The organism is Pseudomonas sp. GW822-FHT02E03 (assembly GCF_058802325.1).
Genome location: NZ_JBXAOA010000047.1, coordinates 19317 through 41237, shown reverse-complemented (window position 1 = coordinate 41237; position 21921 = coordinate 19317). Strand labels below are relative to the sequence as shown.

The window sequence follows — 21921 nt, the reverse complement described above, 5'->3', positions numbered from 1 at the left end:
AAATTCCGAAACCCCTATCTGCGTATGCAGGTAGGGGTTTTGTTTTGTCCGCAGGAAAGTTCGTACAGCATTATCGGGCCGCTCCTGTCTGATTGCGATGCTGTCGTTAGTGTTTATCGATGTTGATTGTAAGGGGGGGCGGCGGCGAACAGGGCAGCGCTGTCGCGCTACCTCGATGACGGGGCTGTCACGATTGACAATAACTGGGCAGAGAACCAGATTCGGCCGTGGGCTCTTGGACGCAAGAACTGGCTCTTCGCAGGGTCGCTACGTCGCGGCAAACGGGGGGGCAGCGATCATGAGTTTGATCCAGTCTGCGCGCATAAACGGACACGATCCGTATGCCTATCTGAAAGATATGCTGAAGCGATTGTCGACACAGCGGGCCAGCGAAATCGGGCTACTGCTACCGCATCAGTGGGTACCGCGAGATGAGTCAGGCGTACACTGACCGCATACGGTCAGTCTCGACGATTAACTCTTTGAGAACACCCTATAGCCATGAAGACACAGCCTGGTATCCAAAAGCCAGGATTTCCGGTGCCTAAGCCTACTGCAAGTAGTGAGACGCCGACTGCGAGCATGATGCGTTCTCCATAACTGAAAGATCCATTAATAACTGAGCTGAATTTAGCATGGACCCATCGCAGTAGCGGCAAAGAAATCGTCATGCTTGCAGGAACCAAGGGATTCATCTGATCGGAATGATGAGTAAAAAATCGTACATATCTCCATGCAAGGTGGGATGCGGGACGGTTACTGTGGAACCACCAATTATGGTGAAGAGGTTTGCGTTGCACTTGGCCTGACATAAGCGGCGGGATGACGACCGGAAGGCCTCCATCCTCCGCATCACCATTCTGAAATCAAGGCAGCGACTGGCTGTCCGTTCTCATGATCTGTGCCTCACCATTGGCCACAAGCCAGCGAATCATTTCGGCAACCGACACGGTATGGCTACGTTCTATCCAGCGCACTAGTGCCGGCCCGTAGTGTTCGGTGTACCGGCTGAGCACCAGTTGGCGACAGTCCGCTGACAAACGCAGGGTAATTTCGCGACAGTGCAGATTGGCCGAGTCGTCCCGCGTCACCCGTTGCTGCAGAACCAGGCTATTGTTTTCAGAACCCATCAGCCGGTGCTCCTGTGCATTGAGAGGTGGTGTTCTCTGGCGAGCCTTGTTTGCCATCGGCCACGTAAGCGGCACGATGCTCGGCGACCACATTGCGCAATGCGCTGTAATAGTCCGGCAGTTTTTGCAGGCTGTCGGTCAGCGGTAAGGCTTCTGCCCGGCCATCGACGATGCCGCCGACAGTGCTGATAGTGGACAGCGTCTCCACGGTATCGCTATTGCTGCCGAACGGATCGACCACAAAACCAAGCACGCGGCCGGCGGCGTCGCGACTGTTGGAGGTCCCGAGCAACGGCAGCTCGATGATAGGACCATTGCCGATGCCCCACACGCCAAAGGTCTGGCCGAAGTCTGAGTCGTGGCGCGGGATACCGGCCATGCCGGAGACATCGATCAAGCCCACCACCCCTACCGTGGTGTTGAGCGCGAAACGTCCCAGGGTATTGACCGAGCGCATCGGGTTGCCTTGCAGCAGGTCATTGATAAAGACCTTCGGCTCGCCGAAGTTCGCCACAAAGTTATGCACACCGGTCTGGAAAAAATCCGGCGTGTAGCGGTAGCCGCGCGCGACCGGCGCCAGGGCGTAATCATCAACCACCCGGTTAAACGCGAAGACGCCACGATTGAACGGTTCCGCCGGGTCGTACACCGAATAGGTGATGTCAGCGCAGGCCACGTCGGTGGTGGTCGGCGACTGGCTGCTGCAACCCGTCAGCCCTGCGGCCAACACGGCAATTGAGGTGTTGCGGGTCAACCAGGGAGCACACTTGAAAGGCAACATGGACGCAATTCTCAGGAGAAATTCGCCGTGATGCTGAGCTCCAATCCTTGCGCCAAGATGTCTGGTTTATTGCGCTGTTGACGCTTTGTTGCAGAGTTGAAATATATGACGCGCGGCCATGAATGGTTTTAGATAGCGGTTCCATTCGCCCCTTAAGTGACCTTCGGTGAACAGCCTTTTAATTGTCGACGACGACCTTGAAGTCCTTGATCTACTGAAAAAATTCTTCATGCAGCACGGCTACAGCGTCGAGGTCGCCACAGACGGTGCGTCGCTGTGGGCGGCCATAGAGCGCCAGGCGCCGGACCTGATCATTCTGGACGTGATGTTGCCCGGAGACAGCGGGCTGATCCTGTGTCAGCAACTGCGGATTCGACACGCAATACCGGTGATCATGCTGACGGCCATGGGTGAACTCAGTGACCGGGTGGTCGGCCTGGAACTGGGTGCCGATGATTATCTGACCAAACCCTTCGACGCCCGTGAACTGCTGGCCCGAGTGCGTGCTGTGCTGCGTCGCGTGGACGAGCGTCGTCCGGTTCCGCAAGAGCGGCCACGGCCACTGATTGATTTTGCCGACTGGCATCTGGACGTCACCCGCCGTGAACTTCGCTCGCCGGACAACGTGATGATCCCGCTGTCGGCCGGTGAGTTTGACCTGCTGCTGGTCTTCGTCGAACACCCCCAGCGCATCCTCACCCGTGAGCAGTTGCTGGACCTGGCGCGCGGGCATTGCCATGAGGCGTTCGATCGCAGCATCGACGTTCAGGTCAGCCGCCTGCGGCGCAAACTCGAGTCCGACACCAAACGGCCGGCAATGATTCGCACCGTGCGCAATGGCGGTTACCTGTTTACTCCCAGCGTGACGCGGCGATGAACTGGCTCAAGCGGATTCGTGCGCGAGACTGGCCGCAAGATACGGTGGCGCGCTGGATTGCGTTGACGATCATCCTGGCCATGCTCATTTCCCTGGCGCTCAACGGGTTGTTTATCCAACTGGCCGGTGTATGGGCGCGCCCGCCCCTGACCGAGATCGGTTTGCTGGAAAAAGCCGCTGCCATCACCCGCGTCATCGAGGCCGCCCCGGCGCCATTGCGCAACCGATTGGCACAAGCCGCCAACGAGAACGGCTTCACTGTCACCTGGCACCCTGATCGGCACGATCTCAATCTGCCTGCAGTGGACGATCCGAAGTCTGACATTGGCTCGACCATCCTGCAGCCGATGCTCAGAGCCCCTGACCGGCGCATCGAAGCCTATGAACCGGCCGACTGGACGGAGCACACGGAGGACGCGCATTACGCGCTGTTGATCGAGCTATCGGATTCATCATGGCTGATGTTCTCCGCGCCCTCGCGCAGTTGGGGGCTCGACGAAGCGCCACGCTACCTGATCGTCATCCTGCTGGTGCTGATCTCCACCGCAGTGGTCGCGCTGATCGCTACCCGACGCCTCGCCACACCTTTGCAGCGTTTCGCCGAAGGCGCCCGCCGCTTCGGCGTGGACTTCCGCGCACCGCCGATTGAGCCGCTCGGTCCCCACGAAATCCGCCAGGCCATTCTCGCGTTCAATGCCATGCAGGCCCAGCTACAGCACTTCATCCGCGACCGTACGCAAATGCTCGCCGCCATCTCCCATGACCTGCGCGCGCCCCTGACGCGGATGCGCTTGCGAGGCGAATTCATCGAAGACAGCGAGCAACAGCAACGGCTGTTTCGTGACGTGGATGAAATGCAGGCAATGATCAACTCGGCGCTGGAGTTCTTTCGTGATGATGCGCGGCTTGAACCGGCGACCCAGTTTGATCTGGCGGAACTGCTGCAAACGTTGCTTGATGATTATCGGGATCAGGGAGTCGACATTACGTTCAGCGGGCCGCTGCGGTGGGTGTATTTCGGGCGGCCGTTGGGGCTTAAACGGGTGATTACCAACTTGCTCGACAACGCTATCAAGTACGGCAGTGAGCCGGGGATTGAGCTGAACCCGAGCGCTGGCCAGGTGCGGATCAAAGTACTGGATCGTGGGCCGGGCATACCAGATGCCTGCCTTGAACAAGTGTTTGTGCCGTTCTTCCGGATGGAAGGCTCGCGCAACAAAAGCACGGGGGGTGTTGGTTTGGGGTTGTCGGCGGCGCGGGCGATTGTGCTCGAGCACGGAGGCAACCTGACACTGCGTAATCGGTCGACGGGCGGATTGGAGGCGTTGGTGGTATTGCCGGTGCATTCAAGTTCAGAGCTGATCTCTCAGCATTTACTTTGAACTGAGCGAGCCAGTTACACACAACTCCTGTGGGAGCGGGCTTGCTCGCGAAAGCGGTGTGTCAGTCAACGATGGTGGTGACTGGTACATCGCATTCGCGAGCAAGCCCGCTCCCACAGGTTTTTCGGTCAGGCTTAAGATCGTGTGAACCTAAGCCTCCCAGCCCGCCCCACTGACCGCCGCCTGCGCCAGTGGGTGCAAGTCTGCCCCCTGATGCGCTGTCTGCCAGGCCAGCAGCTCCTTGCGCATGCCGGGCGTCCAGTACATCTGCAGGTGATTGCGTACGCCGAGCACCGCCTGTTGCTGGTCCGGTTCGGTGGCGAAGTACTGGGCAATCTGGTTGACCATTTTGATCAGGTTGTCGGTACTCATCGGCGTACCTCCGCTTTAGCGCCACGCGCCTGACGGCGTTCGTCGAGCAGACGTTGTTGTTCGTCGCTGAACTCCTGGTAGCGTTTTTGCCACTCGGAAGGGTGGTAGACGCGGCTGACTTCCACGGCCGTGACCTTGTACTCCGGACAGTTGGTGGCCCAGTCGGAGTTGTCGGTGGTGATGACGTTGGCCCCCGATTCAGGGAAGTGGAACGTGGTGTACACCACGCCCGGGGCGACCCGTTCGGTGATCCGCGCACGCAGTACGGTCTGCCCGGCGCGGCTGCCAATGCCGACCCAGTCACCTTCGTTGATGCCACGGCTCTCGGCGTCGGTCGGGTGGATTTCCAGGCGGTCTTCGTGGTGCCAGGCGACGTTGTCGGTACGCCGGGTCTGGGCGCCGACGTTGTACTGGCTGAGGATGCGCCCGGTGGTCAGCAGAAGCGGATAGCGACTGTTGACCTTTTCCTCGGTGGGCACGTAGCCGGTGAGCATGAAGCGCCCCTTGCCGCGCACGAATTCCTCGATGTGCATGGTCGGCGTGCCGTCCGGTGCCGCGGCGTTGCACGGCCATTGCAGGCTGCCGTGGCGATCCAGTTCGGTGTAGCTGACGTTGGTGAAGGTCGGCGTCAGGCTGGCGATTTCATCCATGATTTCTGATGGATGCTGGTAGTTCATCGGGTAGCCCAGCGCGTTGGCCAAGGCCACCGTGCCTTCCCAGTCGGCCTTGCCGCCTAGAGGCTCCATGACTTTGCGCACCCGGGAGATGCGCCGTTCGGCGTTAGTGAAGGTGCCGTCTTTTTCCAGGAACGAGCTGCCCGGCAGGAACACGTGGGCGAACTTGGCGGTTTCGTTGAGGAAAATGTCCTGCACCACCACGCATTCCATGGCCGACAGCGCCGCGGTAACGTGCTGGGTATTCGGATCGCTCTGGGCGATGTCTTCGCCCTGGCAATACAGGCCCTTAAAGCTGCCGCCCAAGGCTGCCTCGAACATGTTGGGAATGCGCAGGCCCGGGTCGGGTTGCAGAGTGACATTCCAGGCCTGTTCGAACTGCGCCCGAACCACTTCGTTGGAGATGTGGCGGTAGCCAGGCAACTCGTGGGGGAAGGAGCCCATGTCGCAGGAGCCCTGAACGTTGTTCTGCCCACGCAGCGGGTTCACGCCCACACCTTCGCGGCCGATATTGCCGGTGGCCATGGCCAGGTTGGCGATGCCCATGACGGCGGTGCTGCCCTGGCTGTGCTCGGTGACGCCCAGGCCGTAGTAGATCGCCGCGTTGCCGCCGGTGGCATACAGACGGGCGGCGGCGCGGATGTCGGCAGGGTCTACGCCGCAGATGGCGCCAAGGGTTTCCGGCGAGTTTTCCGGGCGGCTGACGAACTCGCTCCAGCGGGCGAAATCGCTGCCCTCGCAACGGGCGTCGATAAAGGTTTGGTTGAGCAGGCCTTCGGTGACGATGACGTGGGCCAGGGCATTGAGCATGGCGACGTTGGTGCCCGGGCGCAGGGCCAGGTGCAGTTCGGCGCGGGCATGCACCGAGTCCACCAGATCAATGCGTCGTGGGTCGATGACGATCAGTCGCGCGCCTTCACGCAGGCGGCGTTTGAGCTGGGAGGCGAACACCGGGTGGGCGTCGCTGGGGTTGGCGCCCATCACCAGAATCACGTCGGCCTGCATCACCGAGTCGAAACTCTGGGTGCCGGCGGACTCGCCCAGGGTTTGTTTCAGGCCATAGCCGGTCGGCGAGTGGCAGACCCGCGCACAGGTGTCGACGTTGTTGTTGCCGAAGGCGGCGCGTATCAGTTTTTGCACCAAGTAGGTTTCTTCATTGGTGCAGCGGCTGGAGGTGATGCCACCAATGGAGTCGCGGCCGTATTTTTGCTGAAGCCGACGGAATTCGCTGGCGGCGTAGGTCACCGCTTCATCCCAGCTGACTTCCTGCCAAGGGTCATTGATGTGCTTGCGGATCATCGGCTTGGTGATGCGATCCGGGTGCGTGGCGTAGCCCCACGCAAAGCGCCCTTTGACGCAGGAGTGCCCGTGGTTAGCCTGGCCATTCTTGTCTGGAACCATACGCACCAACTGGTCGCCTTTCATCTCGGCGCGGAAGGAGCATCCCACACCGCAATAGGCACAAGTGGTGATCACGCTGCGTTCGGGCTGACCCAGTTCGACCACGCTTTTTTCCATCAGCGTCGCGGTCGGGCAGGCTTGCACACAAGCACCGCAGGACACGCATTCCGACTCCAGGAAGTTCTCGCCCCCGGCGGCCGCGACCCGGGATTCGAAACCGCGCCCGGTAATGGTCAGGGCAAAGGTGCCCTGGGTTTCTTCGCAGGCGCGCACGCAACGGTTGCAGACGATGCACTTGCTCGGGTCGTAGTCGAAGTAGGGGTTGGAGGTGTCCTTCACATCCGCCAGATGGTTGTCGCCTTCATAGCCGTAACGCACTTCCCGCAGGCCGACCTGACCGGCGACGGTTTGCAGCTCGCAGTTACCGTTGGCCGAGCAGGTCAGGCAGTCCAGTGGGTGGTCGGAGATGTACAGCTCCATGACGTTGCGTCGCAGGGTGGCAAGCTTCGGTGTCTGGGTGTGCACGCTCATGCCTTCGCTGACCGGCGTGGTGCAGGACGCAGGATAACCGCGCATGCCGTCGATCTCCACCAGGCACATGCGGCAGGAGCCGAAGGCTTCCAGGCTGTCGGTGGCGCACAGTTTGGGAATGGTGGTGCCCAGCAGCGCGGCGGCGCGCATCACCGAGGTGCCTTCGGGCACGCTGATGCTGCGGCCATCGATGTTGAGGGTGACTTGCACCTGGCTGTCGCGGGCAGGGGTACCCAGGTCGATATCGGTTTTCGGGTCGAAGAGAGTGATCATTGGTCGGCCTCCGAGGACTGCAGACCGAAGTCGGCGGGGAAGTACTTGAGGGCGCTGGCCACCGGATAGGAGGTCATGCCGCCCAACGCGCACAGCGAACCGTATTGCAGGGTGTCGCACAGGTCCTTGAGGATGATCACCTGCTCATCACGACTGTTCTGATCGGGCGCGGCCAGCAGGCGGTCGATTACCTCCACGCCCCGGGTCGAGCCGATGCGGCAGGGGGTGCATTTGCCACAGGATTCCTCGGCGCAGAACTGCATGGCGAAGCGTGCCATGTGGGCCATGTCCAAGGTGTCGTCAGCCACCACCACACCGCCGTGTCCGAGCATGGCGCCGATGGCGGCGAAGGCTTCGTAATCCAGCGGAGTATCGAATTGCGCGGGCGGCACCCAGGCGCCGAGCGGGCCACCCACCTGGGCGGCTTTCAGCGGCCGGCCACTGGCGGTACCGCCGCCGTAGTCTTCCACCAGTTCCCGCAGGGTCAGGCCAAAGGCCCGTTCCACCAGGCCGCCGTGACGAATATTGCCCGCCAGCTGGAAGGGCATCGTGCCCAGAGAGCGGCCCATGCCGTAATCGCGATAGAACTGCGCGCCTTTGGCCAGAATCAGCGGCACCGAGGCCAGGGTCAGCACGTTGTGCACCAGGGTCGGCAGGCCGAACAGACCTTGCAAGGCGGGGATCGGTGGCTTGGCGCGAACAATCCCGCGCTTGCCTTCGAGAGAGTCCAGCAGTGCGGTTTCTTCACCGCAGATATAAGCGCCGGCACCGACGCGCACTTCCATATCGAAGGCCTGGCCGCTGCCGCCGACATTGGCGCCCAGGTAACCGGCAGATCGGGCGATGTTCAGCGCGGCACGCAATGTGGCCACGGCATCCGGATATTCCGAGCGCACGTAGATGTAGCCGTAAGTGGCGCCGACGGTGATGCCGGCAATGGCCATGCCTTCGATCAGCAGGAAAGGGTCGCCTTCCATCAACATGCGGTCGGCGAAGGTGCCGGAGTCGCCTTCGTCGGCGTTGCACACAATGTATTTCTGCGCAGCCTGGGTGCCGCGCACCGTGCGCCATTTGATCCCGGCCGGAAAGGCTGCGCCGCCACGGCCACGCAACCCCGAATCGAACACGGCGGTCGCGGTCTGCTCGCCGCCCAGGGCGATGGCCTGGGTCAAGCCCTCAAATCCGCCATGAGCCCGGTAATCCTCCAGCGACAGCGGCTGGGTAATGCCGGCGCGGGCAAACAGCAGGCGTTGTTGCGTCTTCAGATACGGCAACTCTTCCACCAGGCCCAATGCCAAGGGATGGGCGGACGGTTCGCCTTGCAGCGCATCGAGCACGGACGGCACATCGGCAGCCGTCAGCGGGCCGAAGCCGATACGGCCTTGCGGGCTGTCCACTTCCAGCAGCGGTTCCAGCCAGTACAGGCCGCGAGAACTGGTGCGTTGCAGGTCCAGCGGCAGATTGCGTTCCCGGGCCTGAGTGGCAAGGGCTACGGACACCTCATCGGCGCCCACGGCGCGGGCCAGGGAGTCACAGGGCAAATAGAGGCGCGGCATCATGCGTCCTCCCGGCAAGCATCGAGCAGCGCATCCAGACGCTCGGGGTTGAGCCGCGCATGCAGCTGACCATCCAGCTCCAGAGCTGGCGAGCAGGCGCAGGCGCCGAGGCAATACACCGGGCGCAGACTGATGTTGCCGTCGGCGCTGCTGCCGTGGTCGTCCAGTTGCAGACGTTCGCGCAACTGCGCCGCGAGCTGCTCGGCGCCGCGACTCTGGCAGGACTCGGCCCGGCACAGACGCAGAATATGCCGGGCCGGCGGCGCGGTGCGGAAGTCATGGTAGAAGCTGATCACCCCGCGAACCTCGGCCTGACTCAGGTTGAGGGCGTGGGCAATCTCGGGGATGGCGGCATCGGGGATGTAACCGATGCCCTCCTGAATCTCATGAAGGATGGGCAACAGTGCGCCGGGGGAGCGTTTGTGGCGCTCCAGCAGGCTGTTGACCATAGGCAGGTGCAACATCTCATCAGGCATACAGCATTCCTCACGATCACGGACAAACCAGGCGGTTGTCAGTTGTCCGAAAGTGTCGGCTGCGGCAGTCACACCACGTCACGGTATCGTGGCATTTTCAGGCCGTTGGCCAGGCACCCTGAGCGGGCATCTTGTTGGGCCCGGTGCGGTCTTTGCCGCACCTCTTCAGGGCATAACAGGCAGCTTGCCATGCTGCCTTTGATTCATCTGCACCAAAGCGACGTGTTCGATTCTGTCTACGACTCCCTGTTAAGTCTAGAAGAACGCAGCCCGAGGCGTTCACTCACTGAATATCTTTCGGATAAACCTTGAGTGATGAGCGAGGCATCGTGCCCGCTTGTGCCAAGCTGAAAGGGTATTGAAACGCTGTGCATTCAATTGCCGGTCAGGCTAGTCCCAAGAGGTCCATGACATGAACACCACTCATGCATCGCACGTCCGTCGCGAGTTCTACAAAGCAGTCAGGTTCTACTTTCACGTTGTCTGGCCAATTTTTTCCATCCTGCTGTTTTTGATTGTGTTGTTCGGCCTGATCATCAGCTTTCTGGAAGGATGGGATCCATTTGACGGTATCTACTTCGCGTTCGTGACCGGCCTGACCATCGGTTATGGAGAACTCGTCCCCAAACTGGCCGTCTCGCGGATATTGGCGATTTTGCTGGGATTCAACGGGGTGCTGATGACGGCAATATTTGCGGCGATCAGTGTTCGGGCGATTGAGATTGCGGTGCGGACGACAGGTCCGGCGAAGTAGGAGCAGCAGCGGTGTAGGGGGAAATGCGGTATGAAGTCGCGCTCATGATGTTCATTTGAAAAACAGGGAAAGATAGAAGATTGATTTCAACAAGACGTGGCTCCTCGCGTGGGAGCTCCTATCGGGCGTCCCCATTTTAGGCAGGCCTCTTTATTCATTGAATGTCTTTCAAGTAGTCCATAAGAGCGATGAGCGGGACATCCAGCTGTGGGATCGTCTGGGCAGCGCTGAAATCTGCCGCCAATCGATGCAGCTCGCGACCGAGAACTGTATTAACTCCGCCTATGGCCTCCAGCGCCAAATCCACACAATGCGCCACTCTAAACTGGATACCCTCGACATCACCCCGACGCACCAACAACCCAAACACCTCCCGCTCGTAATCGCTCATGATCGGATCATCCCGCAAAATCGGACTTTCACCTTCCGTCTCATAAGCCAGCTTGAAGGCGAAAAGGGCAACGGTTTCCAGTGGCAATTCCATTGTGTGAATCCTTGATTCGTTAGCCGAGCGGTTTCGGGTTGTGGCGTTGAAAAGCAAGATCAAAAGATCGCAGCCTTCGGCAGCTCCTACGGGGCGGCGGGGCGAGGTCACTTTCCTACAGGCGAAAAAAAAGGCCTTGCAAAGCAAGACCTTTCTTAATTTTGGTGCCCGAGGGAGACTGGAGTGTTCCATATGGGCTGCGGTCTGCAGAGACATTTTAAACGAAGGGATACAGATAGGGATACATGGTTTTGTGGGCTGATACGTTCCTAACCACCTGACGACGTTCGAACAAGAGATGTTTAGTGGCAGCTGAATGTAGATTCGCCACTGAATGTGTAGATAGCAAGAGCCCTCTGTCAGATACACTTAATGCTTTTCAGGCCAGCTAGGATGCTCAGTTAACATGTCTTTCACTCTGTCAATTCCAACGACTAACGGTCCTGTTTCTCTTACGCTCGAGAATGGGACATCTGCAATCTTGGTGGGAGCCAATGGTGGCGGCAAGAGTAGGCTCGCCGTTTACCTTGAGAACGCCGGTGGTGAAGAGATACACAGGATTTCAGCGCATCGGGCGCTGGAGCTGAAACCTGACGTAGCGAAGATAAAAGAAAGCAAGGCGTTAAAAGGCCTGCGATTCGGTCATGCCGATGATGCGGTTGGTCTCCACCACCGAGTAGGGCACCGCTGGGGCGCGAAGGGGGCCAGCATGCTATTGAACGATTTTGACTTCCTCCTCCAGGTATTATTTGCCGAGCAGTCGCGCACAGCCCTCGCGACCCATCAGCGTTCACGTGCGGGAAGCAGTGAAGAGGCTACAGCTACAAAGTTCGAACAGCTGAAAATAATCTGGGAGCATTTGTTACCACATCGTGAACTTGTATTCAGCGGAGACGATATTCAGGTTCGCGTCCCAGGCAATGAGGTTCTATATAGCGCAGCGGATATGAGTGATGGTGAGCGAGCAATTTTTTACCTGATTGGGCAAATTTTGGTAGCGACTGAGAACTCTGTACTGGTAATCGACGAGCCTGAGCTACACATTCATCGATCAATTATGAGCAAGTTGTGGGATCAGCTAGAAAACGTCCGACCGGATTGCGCATTGTTATTTATTACGCACGATCTAGAGTTCGCAGCTTCGAGGGTGGGCCAAAAATTTGTAATTCGCGATTATCAAGCAGCAGGCCCTACGTGGATCGTCGATGCTGTGCCCGCAGACACGGGTTTTTCGGAAGAAGTGACAACGCTACTGCTTGGCAGCCGCCGGCCAATACTTTTCGTTGAAGGCGATACCAATAGTCTCGATAAAGCGGTTTACCGATGCGCCTATCCACAATGGACCGTGATGCCTCGAGGCTCCTGCCAAGATGTCATCCATGCAGTAGCGACGTTGAGATCCAACACCGCCTTTACGCGAATTCACTGTGCAGGGGTAGTCGATGCCGATGGGTATGAGGCTACGGAAATTGCCCATCTTGGTCGTATGGGGGTAGTGGTATTGCCGGTCTCAGAGATCGAAAACCTATTCTTACTTCCTGATATCAGCCGGGAGATAGCTGTTTCGGAACATTTGCCAAGTGAAGAAATTGAAGAGCGGCTTTCGTTGCTGCAAAACGATCTCCTATCCTTGGCAGGCCAGCCTGCCGCGATCGAGCAAGTCATACGGATGTACTGCTTACGACGTATTGACCGCTCGCTCAAGAGGACTGATCTGAGTCAGGAGACGACCGTCGAAGCCATCAGCGTGGCTTATCAACAACAGACACAAAGTCTCGACATTCAAGCCATCGCTCAAGAACGTCGAGACAACGTTACTGCGGCAATCGCAGATCGCGACCTATCTAAACTCCTGTCATTGGTGGACAACAAGGGGATGCTGGCTAAAGCAGCAAGCCGATTAAAGAATACTAGCCGTGGCCCATTTGAAGCATGGCTTACTCGGATGCTTCTCAACGATAGGGCTCCTGGACTTGTTAGTGCTCTGCGTCGGGTGTTGCCAGAGATCCCGCAAACTCATTAATTCACGTGCCCATGCAATCAAGGTTCTGCTGTTCTGTTCGTCGGATTGAGTGGGCCACAATCTCGTTCTAGATATCTGAAGACTGCCGGGGGCCCTGAGGAATCCCTTCCGGCACGGGGTCGGAAACCCGCGACATCGTGGTAGCGACAGATTCCCCAGCTTACTGAAATTTCAACGTTGAAATTGAAAGGATCTTGAAGAAAAAGGGGCATTGTTACCGTGTTGGTAAAGATGCCCCTTTGTGTTGCTGATAACGCACGCATGACGTTCCTCAACCGAGTCAACTCCGTCAACCTGTCAACCAACTTCAAAAATCCAGCCGCTAACACGAACGCGCGGGTTCTTTGCCCCGTGTCTATCCGAAATGCCCAGGGTCCCCGGCGACATCCCAAGCCATAGTGCAAATGCACTGGTGAACAGCAGTTCACCCGGTTCACCTGTTCACTAAGCTGGGCATTTTTCCGCTAACACGATCACGCGGGTTTCCGACCCCGTATTCACCGAATATCCCCAGGGGCCCAGGCCATATCTGTGCCCCGGTCCCCTGTTCGTTGTCGGCAGACGGCACCTCCCCAACGCCCTGTATTCAGCGACCCAGCGTTCGAATTCTGCATAAGTCGATACCAAGCCAGTATTGCTTTCGCTGGCGGCGTTATCACTGATGGGGTATGGGGGTTCGAAAAGACGTGTTACAGGTGTTGCAGGTGTTGCTGGCTATGATAACTAACTGAATTTATTGGATATTATTGATGTTACACACCGTTCGTCTTTAACGTGCGTTGGGTGTTACAAGCCAAATAGGTGTTACACCAGCGTTTGCAAATGTGGGTAAACCGTAGGCCGCAATCGGGCCAATAGAGATCATTCGACGTGTCGAGGTAATTCATGGTGAACACGCCGAGTCACTCGTATCGAAATGCCAGCACAGTGGCGTAATATACGGGCTCGCCGGCTGAAAATGTCTACTGAAACGACAAGATCGCCTCATTACGCACAAATTAACATTGAGCATTCAAATAGTTATGTCGCTGACTCTAAAGCCTCAGTCCGGCCTAGCCGACGTTCTAATTCTCTGCGCCCTGCAAGATGAGTACCGTGCCCTTCTATCTGTTAATACGGGACTGATGGGTCAAGGTTGGCAGGAGCGAAAAACCAGTAGTGGTTGGCAAATTGCGGAAGCACAGTTTCTTTCCGATAGCGGGTCTCCTGTGCACGTAATAGCATCATTTTGCGCATTTATGGGGAAGGAGCAGGCATCTGCGACGTTGGCCCACCTCTGGCGCGAAGTCCCGGCACGCTGCATTGCAATGTCGGGTATATGTGCCGGACGTCGTGGAAAAGTTGCTCTCGGGGACGTGCTCATCGCCGATCGCCTCTATTCTTACGATGCCGGTAAACTAACCGTTGTCGATGGTGTATCAAGCTTTCAGGGTGATCCAATTCAGGTGGGGCCAGGTCCTCATTGGGTCCAACGTATGCAGATTGTCGCGAGTGTTGCCCCTGGAAGTTGGATTAACGACCGCCCGAAGATGACTCTCGATACTCAAGAAGATTGGGTTCTGCTCTGTGGACTAAAAGGTATGCTTCCGCAAGCCCATCCAGATTTTTGGCACGCTTGTCCCGATTGGACGTTGGTTTTAGAGCGACTCCAAAAGCGAGGGCTCATTGATGACAAGGGCTTAATCACGCCAGCTGGCAGTGATCGTGCAGGAGAATTGCACCTAAAATTCAATGGTCGGCCGCGCCTGACCCCTCCTTTTCAAGTGCACGTGGCTCCTATTGCAACGGGCTCAGCCGTGATCGAGGATGACGAGGTTTTCACGAACTTGGGACAGTCAATGCGCAAAGTACTGGGACTCGACATGGAGGCGAGTGCACTGGGTGTTGCTGGAGAGTTTATCCGCGTTCCGGTTATTGTTGCGAAGGGTGTATCCGATTTTGGCGACCTGGACAAAGACGATCGTTATCGTATTTTTGCCGCTCGAGCGTCAGCGGAGTATCTCGTGTTACTCATGCGGAATTCGATTGACTTGCTGCATGACATTTCCCACGAGTCAATACATGCCTCCTCCGAGACTCAGGCTCAATCAACCTCGCCTTCTGCTTCTAACGGGTTTCCCCGTGATTTGATTGATTTTTTGTCTGAATCTTACCCGAGCCAAGATGATGCCCGAGCTGTCTGGGTGCGAGCTGGTGGTAAAGCTGGTCAAGTCCCGGGTATGAGTCGTCCGTTCGACACTTGGCAGCGCATGTGGATTCTCGCTCAACAAGGCGCCTCGGTAAGTCCAGTAAGCTTGCTGTCTGAAGTCAAAAACGACTTCCCTCACAACAAGATCCTCAGCCAATACCTCTCGCAATTCGATTGTTAACGATGGCTAACAGCTAAAAATCAACAGCTAAGGAGAGCCCCATGGCGAATGTGCTTCAAGAACTTTTGGCGGCAGGATTGATTGACAAGCTCGAAGGCAGTGACGAGCGATTTAAAAAAATGACTCAAGCTGCTGACGGATTAGCCAAGGAGTTTAGGAGCAGTCCAGCGTTACTCATTCCCGCCATACTGACGGCCTTGGGTGGGGATATTGCAACAGACGATCCACTTATTGAAATGGCTGAAACGGCGTTGCTGGCCGAATGGGAAACGCTGCAGTCAGTGCATACCGATAAACCGATCCAGATCTATCGTGCCTTGCTACTCACAGCATGTGCCGCAGTGGCTCAAGAGCGCAATGCTGCAATTCTTTGGCTCACTGCTACCGACATGCTGCAATTCTCACAACTTGGACGCGAAAAGTCGGCGGTTTTTAAGCTCATTTCTTTGTTTGGGGATGCTACCGAGCAGCAGGATATTTCGCTTTTTGCACCATCGACCAAGACTGCTCGGAAGTCTACGGATTTACCTAAGCTGGATTTCAAAGAGGTCACCTTCGCCGAAGTCGATCGGAACGCGCTTTTCGGCGAAATTGGTACGGCAACTGGTCCGACTAATCTCCAGAATGTCCAATACATTCCCGGGAAGACGCATAACCGTTATTGGGCAAATCAGAACCCACAACACTGGGGGGAAGATTTTGCCAACGTTATGAAAGATGTGCTGGGTGACCGGTTTGATGGGCTCGGGGAAGCATGCGCAGATGAACTCAACGGGATTTGCGAGGCACTAGTAACGGCATTCAAAGCACAATCACAAGGTCTTCAATCATCCATTTCGTTGGCTCAGTCAGTTTCCACGCGAGAGCAGGTACGACTGGATGCGCTGTGGTGGTATGAGTCGATGTACTCTGCTTCCGCCAAAATGAGTTACCGCGAAATGGATCCTTTGGCTGCCGCCATCTTGATGCCGCTAGATCTAATTTCGATCATGCCTTCTGTGACCCCATCAAGTGTGGCTTATCTGCTTTCGGAAGCTGTTGCTCGACTGCCAAATGCAGGATTTGAAAACGTTCTGACTTTGAAAGACGTGCTTGCGCGGGTAGCTTCGCTACGCCAAGTAATTCCGGACAGTAGGATGGAGGGCTTTAATCCACCGACGAGGGCGGGGCGTTTGTCGTTGAGAGACATCGTGCGGCTAGCGTTGGAGGATCCTTCTGCTTCCGCCAGTGACTTACTGCATCGCGCTCGTGTGCCAGAGGACGCGACCATCAGTTTGCCACTTCTTGCACGGGCACTGCTGCGCCAAGAGCAAGCTATCCGCTTGGCGGAGGTGACCAAGTGACCACGCAACGCTGCGCCAATCCCAATTGCAATGTGCATGACGGCGAGACGTGCGTTCTTGGTGAACTCATTCCTGAGTCATGTAATGAGTGGAGATCGACGCCTATAGAGTCGAACTCCACTTCTGATAGCACTTCACCCCCTTTAGAAGCTCGTGTCCCATGGTCAGGAAGTGCTCTTGGCCTGTCTGATTTGATACTGCTTTTGCCACGGAGTAAGCACATTCTGGTAGGTGTTCTAGGTGCGCATAACGGTGGAAAGACCACCTTGCTCGCGGCAAATTATCTTCTGATGCTGCAGGGGCGCGCGATGGCCGATGCGATGTTTTCCGGTTCTCGTACATTACACGCGTGGGAGTCGCTTGCATCTTGGATGCGATTCGATGATTCGGCCAGACCACCGACCTTTCCGCCACACACACCTCGTGCAAGCAATCGGGTTCCGGGGTTGCTGCACATTGCGTTACGGCGGGAGGGGGGCGATTTTCGGGATGTATTGCTTGCTGATGCTCCCGGCGAATGGTTTTCAAGTTGGGCAGTGAATGAAAGCGCACCACAGGCGGAAGGTGCTCGCTGGCTTTCAACACACTCGAACGCATTTGTCGTTGTGGCAGACTGCCAGAGGTTGAGCGGTCAAGAGCGCGGTCTTGCTAGGAAGGAACTGCTGCAGCTTCTTGACCGATTGGCAAATCATGTCGAGGATCGCCCCGTCTCTCTTCTCTGGACCAAAAGCGAGCACGATGTTCCCCCCGGTATTAAAAATTCAATACGTGAGGCACTGGCGAGCAGCTTTCCGGGCGCAACTGAGCACGAAGTATCAATAAAAACGCCAGAGAGCTTTGCGAAGGCAATTGACGTAGTAGTGAGCGCGGCTTGGCGTTCGGCTCCGGCCAGTGAAATTGAGCTCAAGATTCAGGCGCAGGATCCTTTTCTTTCATTTAGGGGGCATCATGCATACGCCTGAAATTGTCTTGCTAGGGCTATCGAGCAGCGGTAAGACGCATTTTGCTGGCCAGTTGTATGGACGTCTTCGGCGAACTAAAGGGAACCTTCTGTTGCGCCAGGATGGGGGTACCCCACCGGACCTAACGCCTCTCGACAACGTGTTAAACAGTCTCGCATCGGGGCACGCCGCCGAGCATACCCAAGTGCAAACATGGGCTGAAATCGCACTACCCATCGTAGACGAAGATGGAAACGCCTTCGATCTTCTATGGCCTGATTACGGTGGAGAGCAACTGGCCATTGCTTTTCAGCAACGCGCGATCTCTGAATTGTGGCGCGACCGTTTACGTCGCGCGGGGGGCTGGATTGTGTTAATCCGACTCAAAACAGAGACGACCTATCCGGATGTTCTTACTCGATTGCGAGAAGGCCCCCCCGAGGATTCTGCAAACACTGCGCGTGTGTCGCAATGGGACGCCAATGCTCGTTGGGTCGAAATGCTTCAGATATTTTTGCACGTCGCAGGGCATGGAGTCGTTGATCGACTCAAGGTGCCAAAGCTCGCAGTGATGTTGTCGTGTTATGACGAGCTAGAGGTCACCAATAAGTCTCCAGCTGAAGTTCTTGCTGAGCGACTCCCCCTCGTTTCCTCATTTATAAAAAGCAACTGGAACTCAGATAAAGCGAGCGTATGGGGACTTTCAGCATTAGGAAGAGAGCTGGATAAAGATAGCCGTGACGAGCATTTCATTGATGAAGGCCCTGAAACATTGGGGTGGGTTGTTGATCCTGCCGGAAATCGAAGTAGCGATCTCACCCTTCCACTGGCTTGGGCTTTGAAAGAAATGGACTGCTAATGCCTACTATTGAAACCAGCTATCCTATTCGGGCAACCTATGGAGAGAAGAACCAGACGCATGGAATATTGGTGTGCAGTGCCGATATGAGCTTGCTGCCGCCGATATTGCTGGACTTGACCGACAAACCACCGGGCTATACATCCTCAGGAGAGGGATGGGGACCGTCTGTTGGTTGCGGACCAATAGGCCAATGGTGGGCACTGTGGTGGACTGAACCAGACCCATTGGCTTCTCGTGCTGGAATGGTCTTGAGCCAAGTAGCGATGTGGCCGTTAGACACAATTGGTGAAGTGCATGAACTATGCATAGAAATGGAAATGCTCAACGGTGGCAAACCCATCACTTTACCGTCACCTTTCGTTGTTGCTCTTGTAGCCGAAGCACTCCTTGCAGACGCCTCTGTTCCCGTATTTGGTAATTTGCAGCTCTGGCCTGGGTTGCTGGTGATGCTTTGGGAGCGATTGTGGCCGGAGGCACGTCAGGCATTCTCTGCTCGAGTTGCGATAAGCCCTTCACAAGGAGGAGAGTCAGTTGCTCCACCTTGGTTATTCGGCGTCGATTCAGGCCGCTTGCTTGAGTGGGCTAACAGTCAAGTCATCATTCCGTCGGGTCCCGAGACGGGTGTTGCCTCGCGGGCAGCGCGCTGGCTGATGGGCCAACCGGATCCCGTTCTGAAGGAACTGCTAAATTCTGGTATGAGCCTTGGTTCTACGCTTGGCACCTTGCGACGAATTGCACGCGTAGCCGACCATTTGGAAGCATTGCGAATGGTGCCGGACGCCATTACCGCGATATATCTTCTAAGGGCTCTTCTGAACGTGAGTTCTGATCGTGAAGAGCTAAAAGCTTTTAAGCAGGAGGCTATTTCAGTACTAGCTGCTACTGCTCCTCTTGCATTACCAAACGTCATTGTATCTTTGGCGAATATCTCGCGCGATCAACTGCTGGATGGAGCCAGGCTAGATGAAATAGTAGCTTCATGGGTCGCGAGTGTTCTGCCAAATACCTCACTCACCGATGCGGATACATTTTTAATGCGCCTTGATGCAGGAGCAGCTCAAGGATGGTGGCTTTCTGCTGCGAGTTCCGCCATTGCCGAGGGGCTGCGTTCCAGCAGTAAAAGGTGGAATACATTTCTGCTCGGATGGCTATCCGAAAAGCTGCATGCACGTTTTATTGCAACGCTAGGCTGTATCACGGAGGCGACCGAACAGCATTTAATTAGCATCATGCCTACCGCCACATTGTCCGCCACTCAATTTTTGAATCTGCGACAAAACGCAAGTACATTGGGGTGGTCTGGTCTGCATGCGATTGCAGCACTACAGGGGGCCACTCTAGTCGAAGCCCTGCAGGCTCAATTGGCATTTCGACCAGATCCTTCACTCGGATTATCGATTATGGTCGATCGGGTTAGAGGTAATGATTTGATCGATGCAACCGTTTGGATTGCTAGCCCAACACTTTCCTCGTTAGTGGCAACTCGAACGGCAAAGGATCCCTGTTTATTGGAGACCATGGATCTCGGAATATCAGCTTGGCGCGCATTATGGGAGCTCCATGTTGACTTTGGTGGAGCTCCTTGGCCTGTCGGAGTGGATCGATACTTACAGGGCCAAAGTTATCTTGCTGTGGTTAGAGCCGGGAATTACCGTTCGGGGCTTATCTCGCGATTGGCAGAGGATTTTGCGCTGGCTGCAATTGACCTTGAGGATCGAGCGAACCTTTGGGGGCGTCTAGATCCTGCTGATTCTCGTGCATTGGCCGGTGCCGTGGCGCGACAATTACTGCAGCGCTCCCACGTTGTAGAAGGCTTGGCGATTCCAGAGCCTTTTCTGCTTGAACAGGTAATTTTGCAGGTACCGCATTGTCACCTCACTGCAACTCAGGTTGCTTGCCTCTTGATTTGGGATAGTTCCATAACGGAGGCCCGGGCGATAAATTTGGTTCGCGATACTCGGGACTGGTCAGGTGGGGCACAGTCGCTGGGAAACATTGTGGCGGAGAGGCATTGGCGTAGTGTTGCCAAGGAAATCGCTTCCTTGTACCGACACCACAAAAGGGAAGTATTGCCTGCACTTCATGTTTGTTATGACCTTTTAAGTTTTTTCGATCGTTTTTTAATCCCAAGACCTTATGGCGCTGCTTCATTACGGATCGACAGTAACGAGCTGGTTCTTGGCGTCGCGGAGGTCGGAAGCGAAATTGCCCATGACCGACTGGAAGACTTATGGATCCGCGCAGGAGGGCGAGCGGCATCTCTACACATATCGGTGACTTCGGCAGATCGCTGGCTTCGCGCGTCAAACCAAGCAGCCTCCGGCAGCTTGCCAGGAGGACTTCAGGCGCTGGTCCGCGTTCTTCTTGATGATTTTCCGAACAATGAAAAGCTGAAACTGTTAGATCAAGTGCTGCAAAGGAATGATTAAGAATACTGCACTCCGTATTCTGTCTGGCTCACAGTATGACTCCAGTAGCTGCTAATGGCCGTTAACTGAAGACCCTGAACTTCTGCTTTTGGCCGGAAACTGCCTTCCGAATATGAATTCAACGGAAGCTTTCGCGAGCTTCCGCTTTTCCTGATCACTGCTTTTTCAGCTTATGATCAATTAGCCCCATTTCTGCCTTGATCGCAGTGATGGTGAGCTTCTGCATCGCTGTGCTTTTACCGACTTTGCTATCCACGATCTTGAGCAGGGCGGTCAGGTGAGCTTTTCTCGCTCTAAGCGTTTCGGATATGGATGAGCTGTTTTGTGTCGCTGCTTTCATGGCTTCGATCCTTGGAGTGATTCAAACAGCCCGCGAAAGCGGGCTGTTTCAGGTGCGTCAGGAGTTACATCGAGAGCAGGTCTCGCGTGCGATGCTGGATGCTACGGTCTGCCAGATCGCCCCACCTCCAACTGCCAAAGTTTTCACCCTGCTCGGGGATGTCGAGCTTCATTAAGGACACCGGGTCGCGGCCTATCAGCCGGGCGGCGGCGTAAAGCTTACCTCCCACATCTAGCAACGCTTGTGCTGCTTCATTCCACGCTTCCTCCAGGGCGTTGTGGGCCAGCCACAAGGCTGTGTCCTTAATTTTTTGGTGTTCTACCTGAGCCTCGCTGATGTGTCGGTCTACAATGGCCAGCTCTTGCTCCAAGGCGGTGATGATAAGGAGCTGGCGGCGATGTTGTTCGGTGGCGGTAGTGAGGTTTTTCGCGGCTTTCTGAGCATCGGTGCTAGCTGCTTTTTCGCCCTCGACGTCGCCCCACGCCACGGCCTGTGCGTAAGCGGTAGCCGCCTGAGTCTCAGCCTGCCGTGCGCTGGTAATATCTTCCTGTGCTTGCTGACGAATTTCCTCCAGGCGAGTGCTCAGGCTTTGCCGTTTATCGTTAAGCTCCAGCTCATCCGCCATCCAGTTCGCCATGTCGGTAATGTAGCCTTCCATCAAGCTTTCTCGGTTGGCCAGCTTCTCCAGGCGGTCCAACTTCTGATCCAGCCGGAAAATCTGATGATCGAGCGAATCGATCTTTAATTTTCGACTGCTGATCTCATGCCTGACGTCGCTCTCACGGCCGTGGTTAATGACTTCTTCGCTTTCAAGCGCAGCCTCAAGAGGTGGCAGTTCCTTTTTGATGGCTTCCATTTCAATGGCCAATTTGGCGCGTGTGTCTTTCAGTTGTTCAATTCGGTTCATGAGTTTTGTCCTGATG

The 21921-nt window shown here is 56.3% G+C and carries 18 protein-coding genes and 1 pseudogene; 10 read left to right on the top strand and 9 right to left on the bottom strand.

The genetic code is table 11. From position 1 onward, the window contains the following. Nucleotides 1-156 precede the first annotated feature (156 nt). Nucleotides 157-451, top strand: a pseudogene (locus tag AC1RQB_RS24380) (transposase domain-containing protein); the annotation flags it as partial. A gap of 415 nt (nt 452-866) precedes the next feature. Here the strand turns inward: AC1RQB_RS24380 and AC1RQB_RS24375 are convergent. Continuing rightward, the gene (locus AC1RQB_RS24375; RefSeq protein ID WP_008072820.1) at nt 867-1130 is read right to left on the bottom strand and encodes a hypothetical protein; all 264 of its coding nucleotides are present in this window, start codon (nt 1128-1130) and stop codon (nt 867-869) included. Then, on the bottom strand, nt 1120-1911 hold the full coding sequence (locus tag AC1RQB_RS24370; protein ID WP_063342577.1) for an MlaA family lipoprotein: 792 nt from the start codon (nt 1909-1911) through the stop codon (nt 1120-1122). The genes AC1RQB_RS24375 and AC1RQB_RS24370 overlap by 11 nt, the downstream gene beginning before the upstream one ends. 166 nt (nt 1912-2077) lie before the next feature. Here AC1RQB_RS24370 and AC1RQB_RS24365 point away from each other — a divergent pair, with 166 nt between their 5' ends. Together AC1RQB_RS24365 and AC1RQB_RS24360 are read left to right on the top strand one after the other, a co-directional pair. After that, nucleotides 2078-2788: a response regulator gene (locus tag AC1RQB_RS24365; protein WP_063342578.1), complete on the top strand. Its 711-nt coding sequence runs from the start codon at nt 2078-2080 to the stop codon at nt 2786-2788. After that, nucleotides 2785-4170 carry a sensor histidine kinase gene (locus tag AC1RQB_RS24360; protein WP_063342579.1) on the top strand — a complete coding sequence of 462 codons (1386 nt, stop codon included), beginning with the start codon at nt 2785-2787 and terminating at the stop codon, nt 4168-4170. The genes AC1RQB_RS24365 and AC1RQB_RS24360 overlap by 4 nt, the downstream gene beginning before the upstream one ends. A 150-nt stretch (nt 4171-4320) precedes the next feature. On the opposite strand, the gene AC1RQB_RS24355 is transcribed toward AC1RQB_RS24360, so the two are convergent. Genes AC1RQB_RS24355 through AC1RQB_RS24340 form a run of 4 tightly spaced genes read right to left on the bottom strand, consistent with a single transcriptional unit; the run spans nt 4321 to nt 9453 of the window. Next, nucleotides 4321-4542, bottom strand: coding sequence for a formate dehydrogenase subunit delta (locus AC1RQB_RS24355; protein WP_063342580.1), 222 nt, complete (start codon nt 4540-4542; stop codon nt 4321-4323). Then, a complete protein-coding gene (gene fdhF / locus AC1RQB_RS24350) occupies nt 4539-7421 on the bottom strand; it encodes a formate dehydrogenase subunit alpha (protein WP_063342581.1) in 2883 nt (960 codons plus the stop codon). Before fdhF ends, AC1RQB_RS24355 begins: the two co-directional genes overlap by 4 nt. After that, a complete protein-coding gene (locus tag AC1RQB_RS24345; RefSeq protein WP_198537207.1) occupies nt 7418-8980 on the bottom strand; it encodes a formate dehydrogenase beta subunit in 1563 nt (520 codons plus the stop codon). Before AC1RQB_RS24345 ends, fdhF begins: the two co-directional genes overlap by 4 nt. Further along, entirely contained in the window at nt 8977-9453 is a 477-nt protein-coding gene (locus AC1RQB_RS24340; protein WP_063342583.1) for a formate dehydrogenase subunit gamma, read from the bottom strand. Before AC1RQB_RS24340 ends, AC1RQB_RS24345 begins: the two co-directional genes overlap by 4 nt. A 412-nt stretch (nt 9454-9865) precedes the next feature. Between AC1RQB_RS24340 and AC1RQB_RS24335 the strand changes: the two genes are divergently transcribed. Then, on the top strand, nt 9866-10207 hold the full coding sequence (locus AC1RQB_RS24335) for a potassium channel family protein (protein ID WP_063342584.1): 342 nt from the start codon (nt 9866-9868) through the stop codon (nt 10205-10207). A 154-nt stretch (nt 10208-10361) separates the two neighbouring features. Here the strand turns inward: AC1RQB_RS24335 and AC1RQB_RS24330 are convergent, their stop codons facing one another. Further along, nucleotides 10362-10691: a hypothetical protein gene (locus AC1RQB_RS24330; RefSeq protein ID WP_063342585.1), complete on the bottom strand. Its 330-nt coding sequence runs from the start codon at nt 10689-10691 to the stop codon at nt 10362-10364. A 406-nt stretch (nt 10692-11097) separates the two neighbouring features. Here AC1RQB_RS24330 and AC1RQB_RS24325 point away from each other — a divergent pair, with 406 nt between their 5' ends. The 6 genes from AC1RQB_RS24325 to AC1RQB_RS24300 all read left to right on the top strand — a co-directional run bounded on the left by AC1RQB_RS24325 (nt 11098) and on the right by AC1RQB_RS24300 (nt 20658). Then, entirely contained in the window at nt 11098-12714 is a 1617-nt protein-coding gene (locus AC1RQB_RS24325; protein WP_063342586.1) for an AAA family ATPase, read from the top strand. A gap of 1022 nt (nt 12715-13736) precedes the next feature. Continuing rightward, nucleotides 13737-15083, top strand: a complete 1347-nt coding sequence (locus AC1RQB_RS24320; protein ID WP_063342587.1) for a 5'-methylthioadenosine/S-adenosylhomocysteine nucleosidase family protein — start codon at nt 13737-13739, stop codon at nt 15081-15083. Nucleotides 15084-15124: 41 nt separating this feature from the next. Then, nucleotides 15125-16426 carry a GTPase-associated system all-helical protein GASH gene (locus AC1RQB_RS24315; RefSeq protein WP_063342588.1) on the top strand — a complete coding sequence of 434 codons (1302 nt, stop codon included), beginning with the start codon at nt 15125-15127 and terminating at the stop codon, nt 16424-16426. Continuing rightward, entirely contained in the window at nt 16423-17388 is a 966-nt protein-coding gene (locus AC1RQB_RS24310) for a TRAFAC clade GTPase domain-containing protein (protein ID WP_063342589.1), read from the top strand. The genes AC1RQB_RS24315 and AC1RQB_RS24310 overlap by 4 nt, the downstream gene beginning before the upstream one ends. Then, the gene (locus tag AC1RQB_RS24305; protein ID WP_207267399.1) at nt 17375-18226 is read left to right on the top strand and encodes a TRAFAC clade GTPase domain-containing protein; all 852 of its coding nucleotides are present in this window, start codon (nt 17375-17377) and stop codon (nt 18224-18226) included. Before AC1RQB_RS24310 ends, AC1RQB_RS24305 begins: the two co-directional genes overlap by 14 nt. Continuing rightward, nucleotides 18226-20658: a GAP1-N1 domain-containing protein gene (locus tag AC1RQB_RS24300; protein WP_131816017.1), complete on the top strand. Its 2433-nt coding sequence runs from the start codon at nt 18226-18228 to the stop codon at nt 20656-20658. The genes AC1RQB_RS24305 and AC1RQB_RS24300 overlap by 1 nt, the downstream gene beginning before the upstream one ends. A gap of 154 nt (nt 20659-20812) precedes the next feature. Here AC1RQB_RS24300 and AC1RQB_RS24295 read toward each other — a convergent pair whose 3' ends face one another. Both AC1RQB_RS24295 and AC1RQB_RS24290 read right to left on the bottom strand, forming a co-directional pair. Beyond that, nucleotides 20813-20998, bottom strand: a complete 186-nt coding sequence (locus tag AC1RQB_RS24295) for a hypothetical protein (protein ID WP_063342591.1) — start codon at nt 20996-20998, stop codon at nt 20813-20815. A gap of 64 nt (nt 20999-21062) precedes the next feature. Beyond that, complete coding sequence (locus AC1RQB_RS24290) at nt 21063-21905, bottom strand: coiled-coil domain-containing protein (protein ID WP_063342592.1); 843 nt, start codon at nt 21903-21905, stop codon at nt 21063-21065. Nucleotides 21906-21921 lie beyond the last annotated feature (16 nt).